This is a genomic window from Telluria sp. LT2P34, assembly GCF_059685915.1.
Genome location: NZ_JCASIN010000005.1, coordinates 289,327 through 310,778, shown reverse-complemented (window position 1 = coordinate 310,778; position 21,452 = coordinate 289,327). Strand labels below are relative to the sequence as shown.

The window sequence follows — 21,452 nt, the reverse complement described above, 5'->3', positions numbered from 1 at the left end:
TTTAACGCGGCGTCACCAGCACCTGCACGCCGGAGGCGGTTCCCGGCGCGCGATACACGCGCTGGGTCGCCTTGATGAAGTCTTCCGGCTTCGCCTTCGGGATGTGGGTAAACGTCTGCGGGTTCAGGTCGACCAGCGGGAACCAGCTGCTCTGCACTTGCACCATGATGCGGTGACCGCGGCGGAAGGTGTGGTTAACCTGGCCGATGCCGAAATTCACGGCCTCGACCTTGCCCGGCGTGAAGGGCGCCGGCGTCTCGAAGCTGTTGCGGAACTTGCCGCGCAGCGGATTGCCGCGCACCAGTTGCTGGTAGCCGCCCATGGCAAAGCCTGGTGCACCGACGTCGCCGCTCCTGCGCGCTTCCTGCGTGCTCGGGTAGGCCGCCGGATAGACGTCGATCAGTTTGACCACCCAGTCGGCGTCCGTCCCGGTGGTCGACACGAATAGCTTCGGCGTCACCGGTCCGGCGATCGTCACGTCCTCTTCCAGCACTTCGCTCTGGTAGACCAGCACATCGGGGCGGCGGGCGGCGAAGCGCTGGTCGGACACCATGTATTCCTGCGGCACGCCGGTGGCCGGGTAGCCGATGAAGGGCACGGGCTTTTTCGGGTCGGCCACGTATTCGTCGTAGCCGGCGCCAGGGCTTGCCGCGGGCTGCTTCCACTCCAGCTTGCCGTTCGCACCGAAATACAGCGTGCGCGCCGTGGCCTGCGCCGGCGGCCAGGCGGCGTAGCGGCGCCAGACGTTGCTGCCGGTCTCGAAGGCGGTGACCTCGGCAATAGCGGCCGCCGGCTTGCCGTTCCTGAGGTGCTGCTCGAAGAAGGGGAACTGCAGCTCCTTGCGGAAGTACTCGGAGGTCTTGCTGTCGAAGGAAACGTGGCCGAGGCGGGCGCCCTCGCCGCGCGCCCAGCCGCCGTGCACCCAGGGCCCCATCACCAGCGCGTTCTGGATGCCGGGGTTCTGCTGTTCGATGGCCTTGTAGGTCGTGAACGGGCCTTCCGGGTCTTCCGCGTCGAACCAGCCGCCCACCGTCAGCACGGCGGCCTTGACCTTCTTCAGGCGCGGGCCGATGGCGCGCGACTTCCAGAATTCGTCATAGGTGTCGTGTTCGACGTTCGGCAGGAACAGCGCGCGCTGCTGCTCGCTCATGCTGGCGACGATATTGGCCAGGGTCAGGCGCTCGAGGAAGAAATCGTAGCCGTCGGTGCTGCCGTAGTCGAAGTCGGCGCGCGTTTTCGGCAGGGGCGTCGGGTTCGGCGCCTCGGTGAAGGCGGCGTAGAAGTCGAAGTTCGCGGCCAGCATGAAGGCGCCGCCGTGATACGAGTCGTCGCCCATGTAGAGGTCGGCGATCGGCGCCTGTGGCGAGGCGGCCTTGATCGCCGGATGGGAATCGATGATGCTGGCCGCGGCGTAAAAGCCCGGATAGCTGATGCCGTGGATGCCGACCTTGCCGTTATTGTTCGGAACATGCTTGAGCAGCCATTCGACGGTATCGAACATGTCCTGGCTTTCCTCGCCCTCGCCCGCCAGCCGCTTGGCCTTGCCGTGCGGCGTCATCTCCTGCCACTTGCCTTCCGACATGAAGCGGCCGCGCACGTCCTGCTTCACGAAAATATAGCCGGCATCCTCGAACTCGCGCGACGGCCCGATCGATTCCGGGAACCAGTCGACGCCGTAGCGCAGCTCGCCTTCGGCCTGCACGCCGGCGCTGTAGGGGGTGCGCTGCATCAGGAAAGGATAGCTGCGGCTGCTGTCCTTGGGCGCATACACCGTCGTGAACAGCTTGACGCCGTCGCGCATCGGGATCTGGACTTCGTACTTGGTGTAGCTGGCGCGCAGGTTGCGTTTCGCGGCGGGCGCCTCGCTTGCCTGATTGGCCAGCGCATGGGGAGAGCCAAGTGCCAGCGCAATGCTCAAGGCCAGGAGGGGAAGCGGACGACGCATCGGATTCTTTCGGAGTACACAGGGGCCGCCAGTGTAATCGGATTCCGCAAAAAATTGTTACTCGGGCAAGGTGGCGCCGGGCACGGCAAGCACGCTGGCCGCCACCCGCTGGCGCACGATATTGATGTGCCCGCGCAGGCCGTACAGGCCGTCGGCGTAGGCCAGCGGAATCGAGATGTGGTTCACGCTCTCTTCGATCTCGTCGAGGCGGCGCAGCAGGTCGCTGCGCACGATCTCGCGCCCGGCCTCGTCTTTCTCCAGCGTCGCGCCTTCCCAGGCCTGCTCGACCGCGCGCAGTTCGCCATACCAGCGGTAGACGCGCGAGCGCACGCGCCACACATATAGCGGCGGCACGATCTTCGACAGTGGAATCACCAGCGCTGCCAGCGCCACGACCACCACCCACAGCCGGTCGAACAGGTTGGCCAGCCAGAAGCTCATGTAGCGCTGCAGGAAGGGCGGGCCGTCCCGGTAGTATTTCGCCGCTTCGTTCGAGACCGGAATCTCGGTGTATTTGGGCGACGGGAATTGCCCCTGCTGCTGGAACCACCCTGTCCCGCCATGGATTTCGACTGCCGCCTTGACGAACAGGTTGACCAGCGCCGGATGCAGGTCTTCCCGCGCCACCAGCGTGGCGGTCGGCGCGATCAGGTGGTAGTCCTGGGCCGGGATGTCGCGCCCGAGGTCGACGATGCCGCGCGGCAGTGTCACGTGGGTCAGGAAAGGCAGGCGCCGCGTATAGGCTTCGGCCTGGCTGAAGTTGAACAGGCGGATGCCGGGCGTTTGCAGCAGCATCTGGATCAGCGGCGCTTCCGGCGCCGAGCTGAACACGAGGCCGTCGATGCGTCCTTCCAGCAGTTCGACGGTCGCTGGCGTGTTCTCGAGCGCGCCGATGGTCAGTTCGTTCGGCTCGACGCCATTGACCGCCAGCACCTGCCGGAACAGGTTGGGCACGCCCGTGCCTTCCGGCCCGAGGTTGATGCGCAGGCCGCGCAGGCCGGTCAGCTTGTCGGCCTTGACATTCTCGCGAAGGAAAAGCCAGACCGGTTCGGTGAACAGACTGCCCAGCGACACCAGGCCGCGCTTGCCGGCCTGCTCGCCCACTGTCGAGCCGCTCTGGACAAAGGCGATGTCGGCTTGCCCGCGCTGCAGGCGTTCGAGGTTTTCCTGGGAGCCGAGCGTGGGCTGGAGGCTGACGGCGATGCCGTCGCGTTGTAGATTGTTTGCGTATTGGGCGCCGAAGGCTTCGTAGGCGCTGTGCTCCTGCCCGGTGGCCAGGCGCACCTGGCGTGGCGGCGCCGGATCGACCAGCAGCCAGGCAACAAAACAGGCGATGCTGACGAGAATGACCGTCGGCCCCGCCGCGACCACCAGGTCGCGCAGGGAGACGAAACTGAAATTGCGGATACTCGAGACGGCGCGCCGGCTGGCCCGGCGCGCGCGTTCGCCAGCGGGTGTTCCCCTCACTTCAGAACAGGGGGTTCTGCAGCGGCTCCGGCTCCGCCTTCGGCTTCGATTCCGCCGGCTCCGCCTTCGGCTTGGGCTTCGGCTCGGCCGCCTTTGGCTTGGACTCCACCGCCTTTGGCTTCGGTTCCGCCGCCTTGGGTTTCGGTTCCACCGCCTTGGGTTTCGGTTCCGCCGCTTTTGGTTCTGCAGGCTGCGGGGCCTGCGCTTGCGCCGGCTGCCCGTCCGCCGGCTTCGCTGCTGCCGGTTGCGCCTGCGCCAGCTTGGATTCCGGCTTCGGTGGCTGCGGCTGCAGCAATTGCGCCGGGACGCGGCCACGCGAGCCTTCGATCATCGGCATCAGGCTCGGCGCCAGCGTGGTCAGCAACTGCACCGGCAAGGCGCTGGTGAAGTCGTAGTTTTCCGACTGCGGGCCATGCACATAGGCCGTCATGCTGCCGTAGAAGCGCTCGCCGATGTTGAAGACGAAGGTCGCCGACCGGTTCACGTAGCGCGACTCGATCAGGCGTCCGCCCCGGGCATACACGTCGAAACGCTGGTCGCCGGTACCAGTCTTGCCGCCCAGGGCAACGACGTTGCCGTCAGCCATGGCAAACGCGGTCTTGACGCGCTTGGCGGTGCCGTTCGACACCACCCCACGGATGGCGTCGGCCACGGTGCGCGCCACTTCCGGCGACAGCACCACTTCGTGCTCGAGTTTGCCCGAGCGCTTGACCAGGGTCTCGTAGGGCGTGTTTTTGGCGAAGTGCAGCGAATCGATGCGCTCGACCGGTTTGCGCACGCCGCCGTTGATGATGATGCCCATCAGTTCGGCCAGCGCGGCGGGACGGTCGGCCGACGCGCCCAGCGTCGTCGCGTAGGATGGCACCAGCGAATCGAAGGGGTAGCCCATCTTCTTCCACTGGGCGTGGATCTTCAGGAAGGATTCGACTTCCAGCAGGCCGGCGATGCGATTGTCCTGGGCGTTCTTGCGATTCGTCTTGAACAGCCAGGAATACACTTCCTGGCGCTCCTTGACGCTGGCCGCCACCGATTCGCTCCAGGTCGCTTTCGGATGGGTGCGCAGGTAGCCCACCAGCCACAGCTCCAGCGGATGGGTCGACGCGACATAGCCACGGTCGGCCAGCGACATGTTGGCCGGCGCGTACATCTCGTACATCTTCTCGATGCGTTCCTGGTCGACTTCGTTGGTCGGCAGCGACTGCTTGATGAAGGCGCCGAACTGCTGCAGGCTGGCGTTCGGTGCGATCGTGCGGTGCACGGCGGCCAGCTTCGACGCCACCGGACGCACGCCGGCCAGCAGCAGCGCATTGACTTCGGCCGTGCTCTTGCCCTTGTACTTGTTCCAGAACTTGGCCAGGAAGGTCTTGCCTTCGCTGTCGGCAAAGCGCGCCAGGTAGTCGGCACGGCGCGGGTCATTGTTGTCGGCCAGCAGCGCGGCGGAAGAGCCCGGCAGCTGGAACATGTAGTAGCGGGCCACGTCGCGCATCATGCGCACGAACACCAGGTTGGTCGACTGTTGCAGCGCTTCCTGCACCGTCATGATCTTCGAGTTGTCGAGCTTGCTGAAGTTGCCGAAGTAATGCAGGCCGCCGCCGGTGAAGAAGCCTTCGCCCGGGTTGGCCGAATATTTTCTCTGCATCGCCGCGTCGAGCATCGGTTTCAGGCTGCGGTCGGCATTTGCCGGCAGCGCCAGGAAATACTCGACCGCCCACTGGCTCATCCGGTCCTTCGGATCGATGCGCGCTTGGCGCAGCGCTTTCGGGTCGAGCGGCTCGTAGCGGCGGTACAGCTGGTCGACGATGTCGAGATAGGTGACGAGCGTACGCAGCTTGGCGGTCGAGCCGAGGTCGAGCTTGGCCTGTTCGTTGATGTCGAGCGGCTGGTCGTAGTTGTCGGTCTGGACGCGCAGGTAATTGACGTTCTCGCCGCGCTCCATCAGGGTGAAGCTGTAGATCACCTTGGCCGGGTCGCCGTTGCCGAGCAGGCCCTTGCCGGTGAGGCCGGCCGCTGCCGCCGCTTCGGGCGTGGTCAGCTGGCGCAGCATGCTGGTCACGGCCTGCTGTACCTGGCCGTCGAGCGTCGACACCACCGACATGTCGAGGCGGTCGAGGTTGTACAGGCGCGATTCGCCCAGCATGTAGCCGAGGTGGTTGCGCACGGCGTTGGCGGCCTTGCGCGAAACAAAGGCGTTGGCGGCCGGAGGTTCGACCCCGGAGCCCAGCGCCGGGCGCAGCTTGGCGCGCAGCGCGGCATCGCGCAGCTGCGCCGTGATCACGCCGGACTGGGCCAGCACGCGCAGGTGGCTGTCGGTGAGGGTTTCGAGGTCGGCCTTGCCGGCGCCGAGATAGTAGGCGGGACGGCGCTGCGCGATCATCAGCGACAGCGATTCCTTGTAGATCAGCACGGCCTCGCTGGTGTTGAGCGGGCCTTTCAGGGCCTTGCTCACTTTCGCGAAATCGCGTCCGTACCAGACCCACATGCCGTCGCCGATGCCGTTGACTTCGCCATAGCCGGGCTTGGCCGACAGCGGCACCGTGTTCAGGTAGTCGAGAACGATCTGGCGCCGGGTGCCGGTGGTGTCTTCGCCGTCGCGGTAGGCGCGCAGCGTGGCCGAGGCCATCTGGATCAGCTTGTCCTCGAGCGATGCGGTGCGCCCTTCCGGCGAATGGCGGTATTTTTCGATCTGGGTGGCCAGCGTGGAGCCGCCCGCGACGCGGCCGCCGCCGCCGATGCCGACCGAGGACAGGGCCTTGTCGAACACCGCTTTCGAGAAGCGGTCCCATTCGACGGCCGGATTGCGTTTCGGGTAGGCCGGGTCGAGCAGCTCGCGGTTTTCGATGAACAGCAGGCTTTGCACCAGCAGTTGCGGCGTGTCCTCGAAACGCTCGTAGGAGCGCTCGGGGAAGCTCGAACCGAACAGCGGCTGGCGCTGCCAATCGAGGATCTCGAGGCCGGTACGGGTCTTTTCCTGGTAGGTGGCGAACAGGCCGCGCTCGGCCAGCTCCAGCATCTTCGGCGACATGCGCGCCTGCGAGTCGATGGTGTAGTCGCGCGTCTGCAGCCTGGCCAGATAGGCGGGCATGTGCGCGTAGCCGAGGCGCGCGTCATACGGGCTCATGGCCGGGAAACGGATGGAGTCGCTCGGACCCTTGGCCATGCGGAAGTTGACGTCTTCCATCATGCCGGCAAACAGCTTGGCCTGGAGGGTCGAGGTGCGGGTTTCGTAGACGGCATAGGCCGAGCCGGCGGCAACCGCCAGCAGCAGCAGGCCGATCAGGATGCCCCTGCCGCGGCCCTTGCCGCGCGGCGGCTCGCCTTCGCGCTCGTGATCGGGCTCGACCGCGGGAGGATCGCCGGCGGCCCCGGACACGGGTTCGGCGACAGCCGCGCCCGTGCCCGTCCCGGTAACGAGCGACAGATGGGGGATGGTGTCGTATTGCGGCGCCTCGAGGGCTTGCGCGTCCATGACTGGCGCGGCATTGCCGTCGGAGCGGGTGTGCAGGTTGCGCACCGCGCGAAATACCTTACGTGGCCGTTTGAAACGGCGAGTGCTTTCCATGATGGCTTAACCGGTTTGAATCGTTTTTCCTGCAATGCCTGTCAACCTGCCCGCCATTCCGTTGAGGATCTGTTCGGGTGGCCGAGGTCGTCTTTGTTTCACACTTTTGTGGGTTGAAATTCACGATGCCCAAGTCACCATTCCACCACATCAACAGGTCTTGCATGAAGCCCTGTTCAACAAATTTGACCTGCCCGGATTTTTTTCGCAAAAAAACAACGGCAGAGTTATCTCCATGGCATTGATGCCTACAGGCACGGGTATTTTGCGCCTACAAGCGCCGCTCAAACAGTCTTGTCGCCATGCATCGGGACCGGCGCAGACGCAGTCGTGTCCGCCTTGCGCAGCTCTTCCAGGGCTTGCAGGCAGTAGTACTGATACCAGAGGCCGGTGAACAGGAAAATCACCAGGTAGAGCCAGGCCGAGAGGATGGCCAGGATCGGGAACAGCACCACCGCCACCAGGGCGCCGCCGATCCAGGCAATGCCCGGCAGGGCGCCCAGCGCGCCAGAGGCCATGCCGATCGCCAGCAGCGGCCAGCGGTGGGTGCGCATGATGGCTTGCCGTTCGGGCGCGCTGGCATGGGCGGCCAGCGCGTCGTAGCTCATCACGCGCGAGGCCACCCAGCCCCACAGCGCCGCCTGCACCGCCACCGCCAGCGGCGGAATCGCGTACAGTGGCACCGTGCACAGCCACAACAGCGCGAACACCGCCACGCTCGACAGGTTCATCCAGACGCTGCCGGCAAAGCTGCCGCCCTCTTTCTGCGCGAGCCCCGGGTAGTCGCGCTGGCCGACATGGCGCTCGATCGCCGGCATCGCGAAAATGCCCATGAACAGCAGCGACGAACCGATCATCAGCGGCAGCAGCAGGACGATGGCCACCATCGGCACCACCACCACTTTCAGCACGCCCAGGCCCAGCGTCGACAGCATGCTGCTGCTCGACTGGAACCAGCCGTACTGGTTGAACAGCGCATGCAGCCAGTCGAGCAGGCCGGGCAGGAAGGCCCACAGCAGGCCGCCCCAGAGCAGCAGCGACAGCAGCAAGGGAATCAGGGACAGCATCAGCATGCGTCCGGAAAACTGGGCGCGCAGCGCGCGGCGCCAGGCGCGGGCGACGCCGCTCATGCGCGGCCCCGGAAAGCGGACGGAAGGAGTGCTGGCATGGCCTTGGAAATCCCGATATCAAAACAGCATTGTAGTCAGAATTCGCATGATACGAGACCATGCACTACAATCGGCCCTCCACCAGAATAGTGAAGGAATATCATGACCAATACCACCACCGCTTCCGGCCTGCAGTACGAAGACACCGTCGTCGGCGAAGGCGCCGAAGCGAAAGCCGGCGCTTACGTCACCGTCCACTACACCGGCTGGCTGCGCAACGACGACGGCACGCCTGGCGCGAAGTTCGATTCGAGCAAAGACCGCAACGATCCCTTCCAGTTCCCGCTGGGCGCCGGCAATGTGATCAAAGGCTGGGACGAAGGCGTGCAGGGCATGAAAGTCGGCGGCCAGCGCCGCCTGACCATCCCGGCAAACCTGGGCTATGGCGCACGCGGCGCCGGCGGCGCCATCCCGCCGAACGCGACCCTGATCTTCGACGTCGAACTGCTGGCAGTGTAATGGTCCGATGCCCGGCACCGCCCGGGCATCTCTACCTGTATCAGCCTTACCCAGCAACCAGCCAACAGGAGTTTTTATGAACTTGCAAGACCAGTTTACCCAGGCCCAGGCCGATTCGAAGAACCTGCCGGAGCGCCCGGACAACATGACCTTGCTGAAGATATACGCGCTGTTCAAGCAAGCCTCGAACGGCGACGCCAGCGGCGAGCGTCCAGGCTTCACCGACATGGTCGGCCGCGCCAAGTTCGATGCCTGGGACGGCCTGAAAGGCACCTCGCAAGAGGAAGCCATGCAGCAGTATATCGACTTGATCGAAGAGCTCAAGGGCTGATCAGCGTCCGCGTGGGCTCGAGAGCCCACCCTGCGAACACGTTTATGCCGCTGCGAACATGCGGCGCATCTTGTCGGCCGCCTTGGCCTCGATCGCCGGACCGAAGGCGCTCATCAGCAATCCCAGCTTGATCCGCAGCGCCGCGCTGCGTTCTTCCAGGGTCAGGGCGCCCTCGACCCCGCTGCGCTCGAAGCGCAGCACATCCCCATCCCAGCGGCATTCCATGCCGAGTTCGGCCGACACTTTGTCGACCACCTGTTGCGCCGCGGCACGTGCCTGCTCGGGGTTCAGCTTGTGTTCCTGGACAATCCGGATCTCGGCCATCGGTACTTCCTTCCTCTGCGAACGCAAGACAAGCCGCCATGATGCCAGTTGCATGGGTCGGATGCCAGTCCACTACGCAATTGATCTGGGTCAATATCCAATCTCCCGGGGGCGCGAGAGTATCCGTTGAACTGTCTCAACCACTGAGTTGGATCACCTGAGGATATGGTATGGAACAAAACCGAGCCCTGCTGCCCGATGACCCAGTCACCTTCGAGCGCGACCAGCCTCCGCTGGCCTATATTCCCACCCCGAGCGCGGCCTACCGCCAGCACCGCAAGACGGCCAAACTGCTCGACCAACCGGGCTTGCCGCGCGCCGTGGACGCGCCGCCGGCGTCGGACGTGCCGCTGCCGTATGCGTTCGGCGCGCGCGTGCTGATGTGGAAGCAGGACCCGTCGGTGCTGGAGATGGGCACGCGCAAGGCCTTCCTGCCGGGCATCGTGCTGGCCGGCCCGCGCGACGCCCGCATCGCTTCAGGCGACCCCGGCATCAGCCCGGTCGAGCCGAACGCCTTCGGCGACTTCGTGACCATGCCCGACACCCCGCAGTTCGACGCCGTCCACACCTTTGCCGTGGTGCGCCAGACCTTGACGATGTACCAGCGCTCGCTGTCCGCGAGCGGCAGTGAAATGCCCTTGCCCTGGCAATGGAACAGCAGCATCGACACGGCGCCGCTGCAAATCTTCCCCTACGGCCTGCCGAACGTGATGAACGCGTTCTACAGCCGCACCCAGAATTGCCTGAAGTTCGGCGACTTCGTCCCGGCCGGGCAAAAGGACCGGGTGTTTACCTGCCGCTCCTTCGACATCGTCGCCCACGAAACCGGCCACGCCGTGCTCGACGGCCTGAAACCGCATTGGCTCGAGGCCGACAACCCGCCGCAGACCGGCGGCCTGCACGAAGCCTTCGGCGACCTGACCGCGATTTTCCTGGCGCTGTCGCAGCTGGACCAGTGCGAAGCGGTGGTGGCGCAGACCAAGGCGCACCTGCACGACAAGACCTTCCTGGCCGATATCGCCGAACAGTTCGGCCTGGCCCTGGGCGGTACCACCGGCCTGCGCAATGCCGACAACGACCTGACCCTGTCCCAGGCCGGCACCCAGGTGCATGCGATTTCCCAGGTATTCACGGGCGCGGTCTACGACATCCTGGCCGACCTGTTCGCGCTCGAGCGCAAACCCGCGTTCGAGGACGACGCCGCCGTGCTGCACCGGGTCGCGGCCTGGCTGCGCGGGGTGGTGCTGCGCGCGCTGGTGGCGGCGCCCGAGATTGCCGCCACCTACGCCGACGTGGCCAACGAAATGCTGCGCCTGGCGGCGGAGGACGGCAAGCCGGCCAGCTATGGCGCGGCGATCCGCCACCAGTTCACCATCCGCGAAGTGGTGGCCGAACCGGAGCAGGAAGGCGAGGCCGCCGGGCCTGAGGGCGCCACGCCGGCGCTCGGCTTCGGGTACCAGAGGCTGCGCGCCGGGGTGTGCGACGCGCCCGGCGCGCGCCAGGACCGGCGCGCCTGCTGCGGCACCATGAACCTGGCCGAGTACTACAACATCGAACGCGTGCTCGAAGCCGAAGCGCAGGCACTGGCGCGCTGGTGCGCCGAGCGCGGGCGCAACGGGCCGGCCGGCGCGGGCACGGCGGACGTTCCGGTACCCGACGAATCGGGCGCGATGGCGGCAGCGGCGATCGCGGTGGCGGGGCGCCACCTGTAATTGGGGGACCGATGGTGGGGAGACGGGCCGAATCGGGCGTCACGCTCCCCATTTGCTTATGTATATTGTGTCTAAGCGTGATTTGTAGGAAACGCTGAATTGCCCTAAAATACAGTGCTTTGCCATGTTGGCGGCCTCGCTTCGCGCTGACGGTCGCAGCTCCCCACCATAGATAGGACTGTTATGACCCACGTTGTCACCGAATCGTGCATCCGCTGCCGGTATACCGACTGCGTCGATGTATGCCCGGTCGATTGTTTCCGGGAAGGCCCGAATTTCCTCACGATTGACCCGGACGAGTGCATCGACTGCGCCGTCTGCGTGGCCGAGTGCCCGGTGAACGCGATTTATGCCGAGGAAGACGTGCCGGGCGACCAGCAGCAATTCATCAAGATCAACGCGGACCTGTCGCGCGCCTGGCCTTCGATCACGAAGACCAAGCCGGCCCTGCCCGACGCCGATCAGTGGAAAGACGTCACGAACAAGCTGGAACAGCTGGCCCGCTAAGCTGGCGCAGCCGCAGCAATTGCTGGCGCGGTTTTCGACCGTCGTCAGCAGCCTCGCTTCATCCATGGCACACTAGCGGCCATCGCAGCAACGGGCCTGCAGCAGTAAACAGCGCTCCAGCGCCCCTCTATTCAAAAATCAACAGGACCATCGCGCATGACTATCAGTGCCAACCACGATGCGGGCAGCATCGCCCCTAACAGTTCGTTTGCCGGCGCCATCGACGCCGACGCCGTCATCATCGGTGCCGGTCCGGTTGGCCTGTTCCAGGTCTTCGAACTCGGCCTGCTCGAAATCAAGGCCCACGTCATCGACTCGCTCACGGCCGTCGGCGGCCAGTGCGTCGAGCTGTATCCGGACAAGCCGATCTACGACATCCCCGCAGTGCCTGTGTGCACCGGCCAGGAACTGACCGACAACCTGCTCAAGCAGATCGAGCCCTTCGAGCCGACCTTCCACCTGGGCCAGGAAGTGACGACCGTGCAGCGCCGCGAAGACGGCCGCTTCAACGTCGAAACCTCGGCCGGCACCCGCTTCATCACGAAAACCATCTTCATCGCGGCCGGCGTCGGTTCCTTCCAGGCGCGCACGATCAAGGTTGACGGCATCGACAAGTTCGACGGCAGCCAGCTGCACTACCGCGTCAAGGACCCGGCCCTGTTCGAAGGCAAGAACCTGGTCATCTGCGGCGGCGGCGATTCGGCCCTGGACTGGGCCCTGAACTTCGTCGGCAAGGCCGAATCGGTCGTGCTGCTGCACCGCCGCGAAGACTTCCGCGCCGCGCCCGCGTCGGTGGCCAAGATGAAGGCCTTGTGCGACGAATACGAAATGCAGCTGATCATCGGCCAGGTCACCGGCTTCGATGAAACCGACGGCAAGCTGAGCGAAGTGAAGGTCACCGGCGCCGACGGCGTCACGCGCCGCGTTCCGCTCGACATGCTGATGGTGTTCTTCGGCCTGTCGCCAAAGCTGGGCCCGATCGCGGAATGGGGCCTGGACATCGAGCGGCGCCAGCTGAAGGTGGTCGATACCGAAAAGTTCGAAACCAATGTGCCGGGCATCTTTGCCGTGGGCGACATCAACACCTATCCGGGCAAGAAGAAACTGATCCTGTCGGGCTTCCACGAAGCGGCGCTGGCCGCCTTCGGCGCGGCGCCCTACATCTTCCCGGACAAGAAGATCCACATGCAGTACACGACGACCTCGCCGAAGCTGCACAAGATCCTCGGCGTCGAGTCGCCGGTCTTCGATTGATGCGTCGAGTGTCCTGAAAACCACAATGCCCCGCCTCTGCGGGGCATTGTTTTTTATGTGCGTCGCATCACTGACGCCATAACAAAAAGGGGTGTATAACCCCGGTTAAGCGCACATCAAATGCAAGTCTTGCCGGGAATGGATATTTCCAATGGACAAGCAACTTACCCTATAATGATTTGATGATATGCCCGCCCGATACAGTCTGGCAGGCTGCACGCTCCACACAGAAGGATTCATATGCTCTACCAATTGCACGAGATGCAACGCTCCTTCCTGACCCCGCTGATGCAATGGGCGGATGCGTCATCGAAGCTGTTCTCGAACCCGGTTTCCCCTTTCGCGCATACCCCATTTTCCCAGCGTATCGCCGCCGGTTACGAGCTAATGTACCGTTTGGGCAAGGACTACGAAAAGCCGGCCTTCGGCATCGACACCACCCTGATCAAGGGCGAAGCGGTCGGCATCGTCGAAGAGACTGCCGTCGCCAAGCCCTTCTGCAAGCTGCTGCATTTCCGGAAAGACCTGCCGCAAGCCGCGTTCGCCGCGCTGGCGCAGCCGACCGTGCTGCTGGTCGCGCCGCTGTCGGGCCACCACTCGACGCTGCTGCGCGACACCGTGCGCGCCCTGCTGCCCGACCATGACGTCTTCATCACCGACTGGATCGATGCGCGCATGGTGCCGCTGTCCGACGGTCCCTTCCACCTGCACGACTACATCTATTACGTGCAGGACTTCATCCGCGCCGTCGGTCCGGACGTGCACGTCATTTCGGTGTGCCAGCCGACCGTGCCGGTGCTGGCGGCGATCTCGCTGATGGCCTCGAACAAGGACCCGAAGCTGCCGAAGACGATGACGATGATGGGCGGCCCGATCGACCCGCGCAAGTCGCCTACCGCCGTGAACGACCTGGCCGTCGAAAAACCGTTCTCCTGGTTCGAGAACACAGTCATTTACTCGGTGCCGGGCAATTACCCGGGCTTCGGGCGCAAGGTCTATCCGGGCTTCCTGCAGCACGCCGGCTTCATCGCGATGAACCCGGGCCGCCATGCCCAGAGCCACCGCGAGTTCTACCAGCACCTGATGAAGGGCGACGACGAGTCGGCCGAGAGCCACCGCCAGTTCTACGACGAGTACAACGCCGTGCTCGACATGCCGGCCGAATACTACCTCGACACGATCAAGACCGTGTTCCAGGAATTCCGCCTGCCGGCGGGCACCTGGGAAGTGGGCGGCCAGCTGGTGCGTCCGCAGGACATCACGACGGTCGCACTGTTCACCATCGAAGGCGAACTCGACGACATCTCGGGCGCCGGCCAGACCCAGGCAGCGCACGACTTGTGCAGCGGGATCCCGCAAAACATGAAGCGCGACTTCGTGGCGCCGAAAGCCGGCCACTACGGCATCTTCTCGGGCCGCCGCTGGCGCGAGACGATCTGCCCGAAGATCGGCGAGTTCATTCGCGAATTCGCCTGACCGGATCGGGCAGCAATGAAAATGCCGCGCACTGCGCGGCATTTTTTTTGGCAATTCAGGGCAGGCTCAGGGCAAATCCTCGCGCCGGTCCTCGCCACGCGCGAAGTCGGTATCGACCTCCGGCTCGTGGTTGTCGCGCCGGTCGCCATGCCGGCGGTCTTCGGTGCTGTCCTCCTGCTCGTCCTTGGCCACCTCGCTGTTGTTGCTGCCCGGACGGTGTGTTGCCGTTCCATCGGCAGCCAGCAAAGGGGCGATAATCCATTCGTTCATTATGTTCTCCGATATTAGCAAAGGCCGCTGCCATGACACAAACGTCATCATAGCAGCGGCCTTCACGGATGCCCGCTTCGGTTGCAATGCCCTGCCGGTCAGTTGCCCAGAAGGACGTTGGCGATGATGCCGGTGGCGATCGCCGCCAGGACGTAGTCGTTGCCGACCTGCACCCAGTGATGGCCGCGCGGCGGCGCGCTCAGGCGGTGCGAGCGCCAGTTGTCGACCACGTAATGGCGGCTGTGGTAGGTCGGCGGCAGGCGATGGCCGCGGTACAGGTCGTGGCGCGGGCCGGCGCCGCGGCCCTGGCGATAGTCGCGGCGGTCGTCGCGCATGTCGCGGCGTGCGTCGCGGCGGTCATCGCGCATGTCGCGGCGCATTTCGCGCTGGATATCGCGCCGGTCTTCGCGGTAGTCGCGGCGGTCTTCACGGCGCTCCTGGCGCTCCTGGCGCTCATAGCTGCGGTCCTGGGCGGTCGCCGGGAAACTGGCGGCCACGGCGATGGCAAGCAATGCCTTGGCAATCATGTTCGTCTTCATGGTATTCCTCCCGTAGGTGGTTCGGGCAGCGTGCCCAATAGCGCCAGTTAGCCACGGTTACAGACTGCCTTCTGTACGTTCCAGCACCTAAATGCAGAGCCTGCTTGAGCGCCAGGTGGATCGCACCCCTTTCACCGGTATTTATCGGATAATGACGGCTTTAGCCGACCCCCCCGCCGTGACCAAGACTCTTGCCGACCTGATCGAAGACCAGCTGCCGCAGACGCAATGCACCAAGTGCGGCTATCCGGCCTGCCGTCCGTATGCGGAAGCGATCGCCAGCGGCGAAGCCCGGATCAACCAGTGCCCGCCCGGCGGCATCGAAGGCGTGCGGCGCTTGTCGAGCGTCACCGGCCATCCGGTCATTCCGATCAATCCGGCCAACGGCGTCGAGCGCCCGCGTCCGGTCGCGTTCATCGACGAGTCGCTCTGCATCGGCTGCACGCTGTGCATCCAGGCCTGCCCGGTGGATGCCATCATCGGCGCGGCCAAGCAGATGCACAGCATCCTGCCGAGCCTGTGCACGGGCTGCGACCTGTGCGTGGCGCCCTGCCCGGTCGACTGCATCAGCATGGTGCCGCGCAATGACGATCCCAACGGCGAGGCCACCGGCTGGGCGGCATGGTCGCAAGCGGCGGCGGATGCGGCGCGCGCGCGTCACGATTTCCGCACTGAACGTTTAAAACGCGAGCGCGAGGAAAACGACGCCCGGCTGGCGGCGAAAGCAGTCGAAAAGATGCGTGCCGTCACGCTGGAAGCGACGAATACCCCCGAGGAGCTGGCCGAAAAGGAACGCAAGCGCGCCATCATCGCCGCCGCCATGGAACGGGCGCGCCTGCGCGCAGCTGCCACTCCGCCCCCAGATGAAACTTAATTCATGAATCCGGCAAAACGCTTAGAAATATTCACGCGCTTTCGCGCCGCCAACCCGCAGCCGACGACCGAGCTGGAATACACGACGCCGTTCGAGTTGCTGATTGCCGTGCTGCTGTCGGCGCAGTCGACCGACGTCGGCGTCAACAAGGCCACGCGCCGCCTGTACCCGGTAGCGAACACGCCGCAGAAGATCCTCGACCTCGGTGTCGACGAACTCAAAACCTATATCTCGACCATCGGCCTGTACAACAACAAGGCGAAGAACGTGATCGCCACCTGCCAGATCCTGGTGGACCAGCACGGCGGCGAAGTACCGCATTCGCGCGAGGCGCTCGAAGCGCTGCCGGGCGTGGGCCGCAAGACGGCCAATGTGGTGCTCAATACCGCCTTTGGCGAAGCGGCGATGGCGGTCGACACGCATATTTTCCGGGTATCGAACCGCACCAGGATCGCGCCAGGCAAGAATGTCGACCAGGTGGAAATGAAGCTGATGAAGGTGGTGCCGAAGGAGTTCCTGCTCGACGCCCACCACTGGCTGATCCTGCACGGACGCTACACCTGCGTCGCGCGCCGTCCGCGCTGCTGGAACTGCATCATCCAGGATCTGTGCGAGTTCCCCGACAAGACGCCGGCGCCGGAGGGCTTGATTGCACCTTCACCGGTCGAACCTGTGGTGTAGGCAAGGCTTTACGCCGCTTCCCAGGCATCGATGCTTGCTGCGCCCCTCGCGGCCAGCGCCGGGCGTTTCTGTGGCGCCGCACGCCGCTGCGCGCCGGCGGGCCTTGCCGTATCGTCATCGAGCTTGAACACGCCGACGACAGCGTTCAGCGCCACGGTCTGCTCGCGCAGCGCCTGCGCCGCCGCCGCCGCTTCCTCGACCAATGCGGCGTTCTGTTGCGTCGCCGTATCCATCTCCGTGACCGCCATGCTGACCTGCTCGATGCCGGCGCGCTGCTCCGCCGTGGCGGCGCTGATGTCGGACATGATGTCCATCACCCGTTTGACGCTGGTCACGATCTCGGTCATCGTCGTGCCCGCCTCGTCGACGAGCACGCTGCCCGCCTCGACACGCTCGACCGAGGCGCCGATCAGCGCCTTGATTTCTTTCGCGGCGGTCGCCGAGCGTTGCGCCAGGTTGCGCACTTCAGAGGCGACGACGGCGAAACCGCGGCCCTGCTCACCGGCACGCGCCGCTTCAACGGCGGCGTTCAAGGCAAGGATGTTGGTCTGGAAAGCAATGCTGTCGATGACGCCGATGATATCCACGATCTCCCTGGACGACGCGTTGATCGACGCCATTGTCGTGACGGCACGTTCGACCACCTCGCCGCCCCGCAGCGCCACGTCGCATGCGCTGATGGCCAACTGGTTGGCCTGGCGCGTGTTGTCCGCATTCTGCGTGACGGTCGAGGTCAGTTCTTCCATCGACGAAGCGGTTTCCTCCAGGGCGCCGGCCTGCTGCTCGGTACGGCCGGAAAGGTCCATATTGCCCTGCGCGATTTCAGCCGCGGCGACGGAGATGGTCTCCGCGCCGCTGCGCACGTTCGCGACAATCGACTTCAGGCTGGTGTTCATTTCTTTCAGGGCAGCGAGCAGCTGGCCGGTTTCGTCGGCGGAGGTGACCTCGATCGGGGTGCGCAGGTCGCCCGCGGCCACCGACTGCGCGACTTTGACGGCGTAGTTGAGCGGACGCACGATCGAACGCGAGACGACGATGCCGGCGGCGATCGCAGCGGCCGAACCGGCAATCATCGCGAGCAGGCTCAGTAGCGTGGCGCGCTCGCTGCTCGCATCAGCCTGTGCGACGCTCTTTTCGGTTGCTGCAACGATCTGTTCGCGCACCTTCACCAGCAGTTCGGACGGCGCCCGATCCTTGCCCTTGACTGCCTTGTCGCCGACAGCCGGGTCGAAGCCGGCGGCCTCGAAGGCTTGGTAGCCCTTGCGGTAATCCTGGCCCATCTGCGCATGCGCGCGGCCAAACTGCTCGAGCGCATCGCGCTCCCCGCCCGCGGCCATCCCACTGACCAGCTTGGCGACCTCGTCCGTCACCTTGCGTTCGCCATCCTGGAAGGCTTTCCAGTATTTCAGGCGTTGCGCTTCGTCCTTGCCGCGCAGGAGCGTATTTTTCCATTCCTGGATCTGGGTCTTGAACGTGGACAAGAGCGTTTCCACGCCTTGCGCCTGAGCGTAGCTGGCAACGGCGCCCTGGTAGGTCTTGACCGACCCATTCAGTTCCGAGAGCCCGAAGAAACCGGCGCAGGCAACGACCACGGCAACGGCGGCAAAACAAAGAGGAAGCTTACGGCTGAGTTTCATGCTTGCACTTTCTTGAAATACATACAGTAGAGTTGGTAAGTACTCTACGACAGGTATATCCGTGCGGCAACGAAAACCAAGCATTGCTTGGGTTGCGGACGTTCAAGATGTGCGTCTGCAGCAACAGTCGCAAATAAATGCACTGCGCTGGTGCAAAGGTCGCGTCAAAGCAGGACGAGGTTATCCCGATGCACCAGTTCCGGCCCTTCGATATACCCGAGGATGGCTTCGATCTCATTCGAGGAGTGGCGCATGATGCGGCGCACTTCGCTGCTGGTATAGCTGGTCAGCCCGCGCGCTACGGCCAGGCCGGCCTCGCTGACGCAGGTGATGAGCTGGCCACGTCCGAATTCGCCTTTCACGGCGAGCACGCCGATCGGCAGCAAGGACTTGCCTTCCCGGGTCAGCTTCTGGACGGCGCCGGCGTCGAGCACGACTTCGCCGGCCGTGTGCAGGTGGTCGACCATCCACTGGCGGCGAGCGGTCAGGCGCGTGGTGGCGGCGGTCAGTTCGGTGCCGATCGCCTCGCCTGCCGCCAGGCGCGTCAGCACCTCGGGTTCGCGGCCCCAGGCGATGACGGTGTGGGCGCCGGAGCGGGCGGCGCGGCGCGCGGCCAGCACCTTGGTCAGCATGCCGCCGCGTCCGATGCTGCTGCCGGCGCCGCCGGCCATGGCGGCCAGGCCTTCGTCGCCGGCCTGCGCCTGTGCGATCAGGGTGGCATTCGGGTCCTTGCGCGGGTCGCTCGAATACAGGCCGCGCTGGTCGGTCAGAATCACGAGGGCGTCGGCCTCGATCAGGTTGGCGACCAGGGCGCCCAGGGTGTCGTTGTCGCCGAACTTGATTTCGTCGGTGACGACGGTGTCGTTCTCGTTAATGATCGGCACCACGCCCAGGCGCAGCAAGGTCGTCAGGGTGGCGCGGGCGTTCAGGTAGCGTTCGCGGTCGGCGAGGTCGGCGTGGGTCAGCAGCACTTGCGCGGTTTTCACGCCGTGCACGCTGAAGCTGGACTCGTAGATTTGCGCCAGGCCCATCTGGCCGCAGGCGGCACAGGCCTGCAGTTCGTGGATGTCGTGCGGGCGGGTCGCAAACCCCAGGCGCAGCATGCCTTCGGCAATCGCCCCGGAACTGACCAGCACGACTTCCTTGCCGAGCCCGCGCAGGGCGGCGATTTGACTGGCCCAGCGGGCGATGGCGCCGTGGTCGAGCCCGCGCCCCTCGTCGGTGACGAGCGAGGAGCCGACCTTGACGATGATGCGGGAGGCTTGCTGGATGACGGACTTCATGGCGCGCTGCTCCGTTTCAGACTCAGTGTTGCGGTTTGCTTGCGCGTGGGCGCAGGGCCAGCAATGCTATGCCCGCCAGCAGCTCGACTACGCACACGGCCAGCAAGGCCCCGCGCGGCAGGCCGATCGCGAACGCGGCGACCAGGCGCCCGGCCGGCTGGGCCAGCAGGAAGAAGGCAAGCAGATCGCCGAGCAAAGGCTGGTCGCTGCGGCTCGCCGCCAGCCAGGCCAGCCCGGCAACTGCGAGGCGCATGCCCACATAGACGGCGTAGAACTGGCTGTAGCCGTTCACGCCAACCAGGAACAGGCCCATTGCTGTAGCGACCCGGTCCGGGTCGAGCATGGCAATGAGCGCCGCCAGCGAACTGACGGTCGCGACCAGCTGCAGCAGCTGGCTGCGCGCCCAGGCACGCGTGAAGGCCGGGCGCGCCTTGACCGGGATATTCTCAGTCTTCAAGGATCTTGAAACGAGGATCGTCCGGATCGATCGAGGTGATGCCACGTGCTTCCTCGGTCATCTGCACCGATTCGTCCACGCGCAGGTCGGTCGCGCGCTTGGTTTCGAGGTGCATGTAGATCGCATTGATCAGCTCCTGGCAGCCTTCGCGGTTCAGGGCCGAGATCTCGAAGTAAGGACCCTTCCAGGCCATCTTCTTGATGAAGTCCTTGACGCGCTTCTTGCGCTCGTCTTCGGGCACCACGTCGAGCTTGTTAAGGACGAGCCAGCGCGGCTTGTTGAGCAGTTCTTCGTCGTACTTCTCGAGTTCCTTGATCAGGGCTTTCGCTTCCTTCACAGGATCGATGGTCGCCTCTTCGAAGGGCGCCATGTCGACGATGTGCAGCAGCAAACCGGTACGCGCCAGGTGGCGCAGGAACTGGTGGCCCAGGCCCGCGCCTTCGGCGGCGCCTTCGATCAGGCCCGGGATGTCGGCGATGACGAAGCTCTTTTCATGCGACACGCGCACCACGCCCAGGTTCGGATGCAGGGTCGTGAACGGGTAGTCGGCGATCTTCGGCTTGGCGTTCGAAACGGCCGTGATGAAAGTGGACTTGCCGGCGTTCGGCATGCCCAGCAGGCCGACGTCGGCCAGTACCTTCAGCTCCAAGCGCAGTTCGCGGCGTTCGCCTTCCTTGCCCTCGGTCTTTTGACGCGGTGCGCGGTTGGTCGAGGTCTTGAAGTGGATGTTGCCCCAGCCGCCCTCGCCGCCCTTGGCCAGCATTTCGGTCTGGCCGTGTTCGGTCAGGTCGGCGATGATTTCGCCGGTGACATTGTCGATGATCAGCGTGCCAACCGGCATGCGCAGATAGACATCGTCGGCGCCCTTGCCGTAGCAGTCCGAGCCGCGGCCCGGTTCGCCATGGCGGCCATGGTGGGTTTTCGAATAGCGAAAGTCGACCAGGGTGTTGATGTTACGGTCGGCGATTGCCCAGATCGAGCCGCCCTTGCCGCCGTCGCCGCCGTCGGGACCGCCGAATGGACGGAACTTCTCGCGCAGGAACGATGCGCAGCCGTTGCCGCCGTCGCCCGCGATGACTTCAATTCTTGCTTCGTCGATAAACTTCATTTTGACCGCCAAAAAAACTAAAAAGGCCCTGCCTTGGCAGAGCCTCTCGATGAAAGGCTTGCGCCTTACAAGGATGCGCCGCTCTGGGCGGCGCCTGTCAATTATGCTGCGACTGCTTCCACAGCCTGGGCAGCGACGACGGTCACGAATTGCTTCGAGCCCACGCCTTGCTTGACGAATTTCACAGTGCCGTCGACCAGCGCGAACAGGGTGTGATCCTTGCCCAGGCCAACGTTGGTGCCTGGACGCACTGGGGTGCCACGCTGACGGATGATGATGCCGCCGGCGGTGATCGCCTGGCCGCCATACACCTTCACGCCGAGGCGCTTGCTTTCTGAATCGCGGCCGTTACGGGTAGTGCCGCCGCCTTTTTTGTGTGCCATTTAAGTACTCCTTGATG

At 64.8% G+C, this 21,452-nt stretch carries 20 protein-coding genes; 8 read left to right on the top strand and 12 right to left on the bottom strand.

Annotated elements, in window-relative coordinates; genetic code table 11:
* Nucleotide 1 precedes the first annotated feature (1 nt).
* The 4 genes from AC56KZ_RS15775 to AC56KZ_RS15760 all read right to left on the bottom strand — a co-directional run bounded on the left by AC56KZ_RS15775 (nucleotide 2) and on the right by AC56KZ_RS15760 (nucleotide 8,101).
* On the bottom strand, nucleotides 2-1,945 hold the full coding sequence (locus AC56KZ_RS15775) for a CocE/NonD family hydrolase (RefSeq protein WP_497163126.1): 1,944 nt from the start codon (nucleotides 1,943-1,945) through the stop codon (nucleotides 2-4).
* A gap of 57 nt (nucleotides 1,946-2,002) precedes the next feature.
* The gene (locus AC56KZ_RS15770) at nucleotides 2,003-3,412 is read right to left on the bottom strand and encodes a TAXI family TRAP transporter solute-binding subunit (RefSeq protein WP_497163125.1); all 1,410 of its coding nucleotides are present in this window, start codon (nucleotides 3,410-3,412) and stop codon (nucleotides 2,003-2,005) included.
* A 1-nt stretch (nucleotide 3,413) separates the two neighbouring features.
* Nucleotides 3,414-6,971, bottom strand: coding sequence for a transglycosylase domain-containing protein (locus tag AC56KZ_RS15765; protein ID WP_497163124.1), 3,558 nt, complete (start codon nucleotides 6,969-6,971; stop codon nucleotides 3,414-3,416).
* 284 nt (nucleotides 6,972-7,255) lie between these two features.
* Entirely contained in the window at nucleotides 7,256-8,101 is an 846-nt protein-coding gene (locus AC56KZ_RS15760) for an EI24 domain-containing protein (protein WP_497163123.1), read from the bottom strand.
* A gap of 141 nt (nucleotides 8,102-8,242) precedes the next feature.
* On the opposite strand from AC56KZ_RS15760, the gene AC56KZ_RS15755 reads away from it, so the two are divergent.
* Together AC56KZ_RS15755 and AC56KZ_RS15750 are read left to right on the top strand one after the other, a co-directional pair.
* Nucleotides 8,243-8,599: an FKBP-type peptidyl-prolyl cis-trans isomerase gene (locus AC56KZ_RS15755; protein ID WP_497163122.1), complete on the top strand. Its 357-nt coding sequence runs from the start codon at nucleotides 8,243-8,245 to the stop codon at nucleotides 8,597-8,599.
* A 76-nt stretch (nucleotides 8,600-8,675) separates the two neighbouring features.
* Nucleotides 8,676-8,930 (top strand): acyl-CoA-binding protein, encoded by a 255-nt coding sequence (locus AC56KZ_RS15750; RefSeq protein WP_497163121.1) that lies wholly within the window; start codon nucleotides 8,676-8,678, stop codon nucleotides 8,928-8,930.
* A 42-nt stretch (nucleotides 8,931-8,972) separates the two neighbouring features.
* Here the strand turns inward: AC56KZ_RS15750 and AC56KZ_RS15745 are convergent, their stop codons facing one another.
* The gene (locus AC56KZ_RS15745) at nucleotides 8,973-9,254 is read right to left on the bottom strand and encodes a polyhydroxyalkanoic acid system family protein (RefSeq protein ID WP_497163120.1); all 282 of its coding nucleotides are present in this window, start codon (nucleotides 9,252-9,254) and stop codon (nucleotides 8,973-8,975) included.
* A gap of 170 nt (nucleotides 9,255-9,424) precedes the next feature.
* Between AC56KZ_RS15745 and AC56KZ_RS15740 the strand changes: the two genes are divergently transcribed.
* From AC56KZ_RS15740 to AC56KZ_RS15725, 4 genes are all read left to right on the top strand, one after another.
* Nucleotides 9,425-10,966 carry a hypothetical protein gene (locus AC56KZ_RS15740; RefSeq protein ID WP_497163119.1) on the top strand — a complete coding sequence of 514 codons (1,542 nt, stop codon included), beginning with the start codon at nucleotides 9,425-9,427 and terminating at the stop codon, nucleotides 10,964-10,966.
* 183 nt (nucleotides 10,967-11,149) lie between these two features.
* Nucleotides 11,150-11,473 (top strand): ferredoxin FdxA, encoded by a 324-nt coding sequence (gene fdxA / locus AC56KZ_RS15735; protein WP_497163118.1) that lies wholly within the window; start codon nucleotides 11,150-11,152, stop codon nucleotides 11,471-11,473.
* Between the two features lie 156 nt (nucleotides 11,474-11,629).
* Nucleotides 11,630-12,727: an NAD(P)/FAD-dependent oxidoreductase gene (locus tag AC56KZ_RS15730; RefSeq protein ID WP_497163117.1), complete on the top strand. Its 1,098-nt coding sequence runs from the start codon at nucleotides 11,630-11,632 to the stop codon at nucleotides 12,725-12,727.
* 240 nt (nucleotides 12,728-12,967) lie between these two features.
* Nucleotides 12,968-14,203, top strand: coding sequence for a polyhydroxyalkanoate depolymerase (locus AC56KZ_RS15725; RefSeq protein ID WP_497163116.1), 1,236 nt, complete (start codon nucleotides 12,968-12,970; stop codon nucleotides 14,201-14,203).
* Between the two features lie 66 nt (nucleotides 14,204-14,269).
* Here AC56KZ_RS15725 and AC56KZ_RS15720 read toward each other — a convergent pair whose 3' ends face one another.
* Together AC56KZ_RS15720 and AC56KZ_RS15715 are read right to left on the bottom strand one after the other, a co-directional pair.
* A complete protein-coding gene (locus AC56KZ_RS15720; protein ID WP_497163115.1) occupies nucleotides 14,270-14,473 on the bottom strand; it encodes a hypothetical protein in 204 nt (67 codons plus the stop codon).
* A 98-nt stretch (nucleotides 14,474-14,571) separates the two neighbouring features.
* The gene (locus AC56KZ_RS15715) at nucleotides 14,572-15,012 is read right to left on the bottom strand and encodes an RcnB family protein (protein ID WP_497163114.1); all 441 of its coding nucleotides are present in this window, start codon (nucleotides 15,010-15,012) and stop codon (nucleotides 14,572-14,574) included.
* Nucleotides 15,013-15,163: 151 nt separating this feature from the next.
* Between AC56KZ_RS15715 and rsxB the strand changes: the two genes are divergently transcribed.
* Both rsxB and nth read left to right on the top strand, forming a co-directional pair.
* A complete protein-coding gene (gene rsxB / locus AC56KZ_RS15710) occupies nucleotides 15,164-15,886 on the top strand; it encodes an electron transport complex subunit RsxB (protein WP_497163113.1) in 723 nt (240 codons plus the stop codon).
* A 3-nt stretch (nucleotides 15,887-15,889) separates the two neighbouring features.
* Entirely contained in the window at nucleotides 15,890-16,567 is a 678-nt protein-coding gene (nth, locus tag AC56KZ_RS15705; RefSeq protein ID WP_497163112.1) for an endonuclease III, read from the top strand.
* Between the two features lie 8 nt (nucleotides 16,568-16,575).
* Here the strand turns inward: nth and AC56KZ_RS15700 are convergent, their stop codons facing one another.
* The 5 genes from AC56KZ_RS15700 to rpmA form a co-directional block, all read right to left on the bottom strand.
* A complete protein-coding gene (locus AC56KZ_RS15700) occupies nucleotides 16,576-18,204 on the bottom strand; it encodes a methyl-accepting chemotaxis protein (RefSeq protein ID WP_497163111.1) in 1,629 nt (542 codons plus the stop codon).
* A gap of 164 nt (nucleotides 18,205-18,368) precedes the next feature.
* Complete coding sequence (gene proB / locus AC56KZ_RS15695; protein ID WP_497163110.1) at nucleotides 18,369-19,487, bottom strand: glutamate 5-kinase; 1,119 nt, start codon at nucleotides 19,485-19,487, stop codon at nucleotides 18,369-18,371.
* Between the two features lie 22 nt (nucleotides 19,488-19,509).
* The gene (locus AC56KZ_RS15690) at nucleotides 19,510-19,944 is read right to left on the bottom strand and encodes a hypothetical protein (protein ID WP_497163109.1); all 435 of its coding nucleotides are present in this window, start codon (nucleotides 19,942-19,944) and stop codon (nucleotides 19,510-19,512) included.
* Complete coding sequence (gene obgE, locus AC56KZ_RS15685; protein WP_497163108.1) at nucleotides 19,934-21,052, bottom strand: GTPase ObgE; 1,119 nt, start codon at nucleotides 21,050-21,052, stop codon at nucleotides 19,934-19,936. The genes AC56KZ_RS15690 and obgE overlap by 11 nt, the downstream gene beginning before the upstream one ends.
* A 101-nt stretch (nucleotides 21,053-21,153) precedes the next feature.
* The gene (rpmA, locus tag AC56KZ_RS15680; RefSeq protein ID WP_497163107.1) at nucleotides 21,154-21,435 is read right to left on the bottom strand and encodes a 50S ribosomal protein L27; all 282 of its coding nucleotides are present in this window, start codon (nucleotides 21,433-21,435) and stop codon (nucleotides 21,154-21,156) included.
* Between the last annotated feature and the right edge of the window lie 17 nt (nucleotides 21,436-21,452).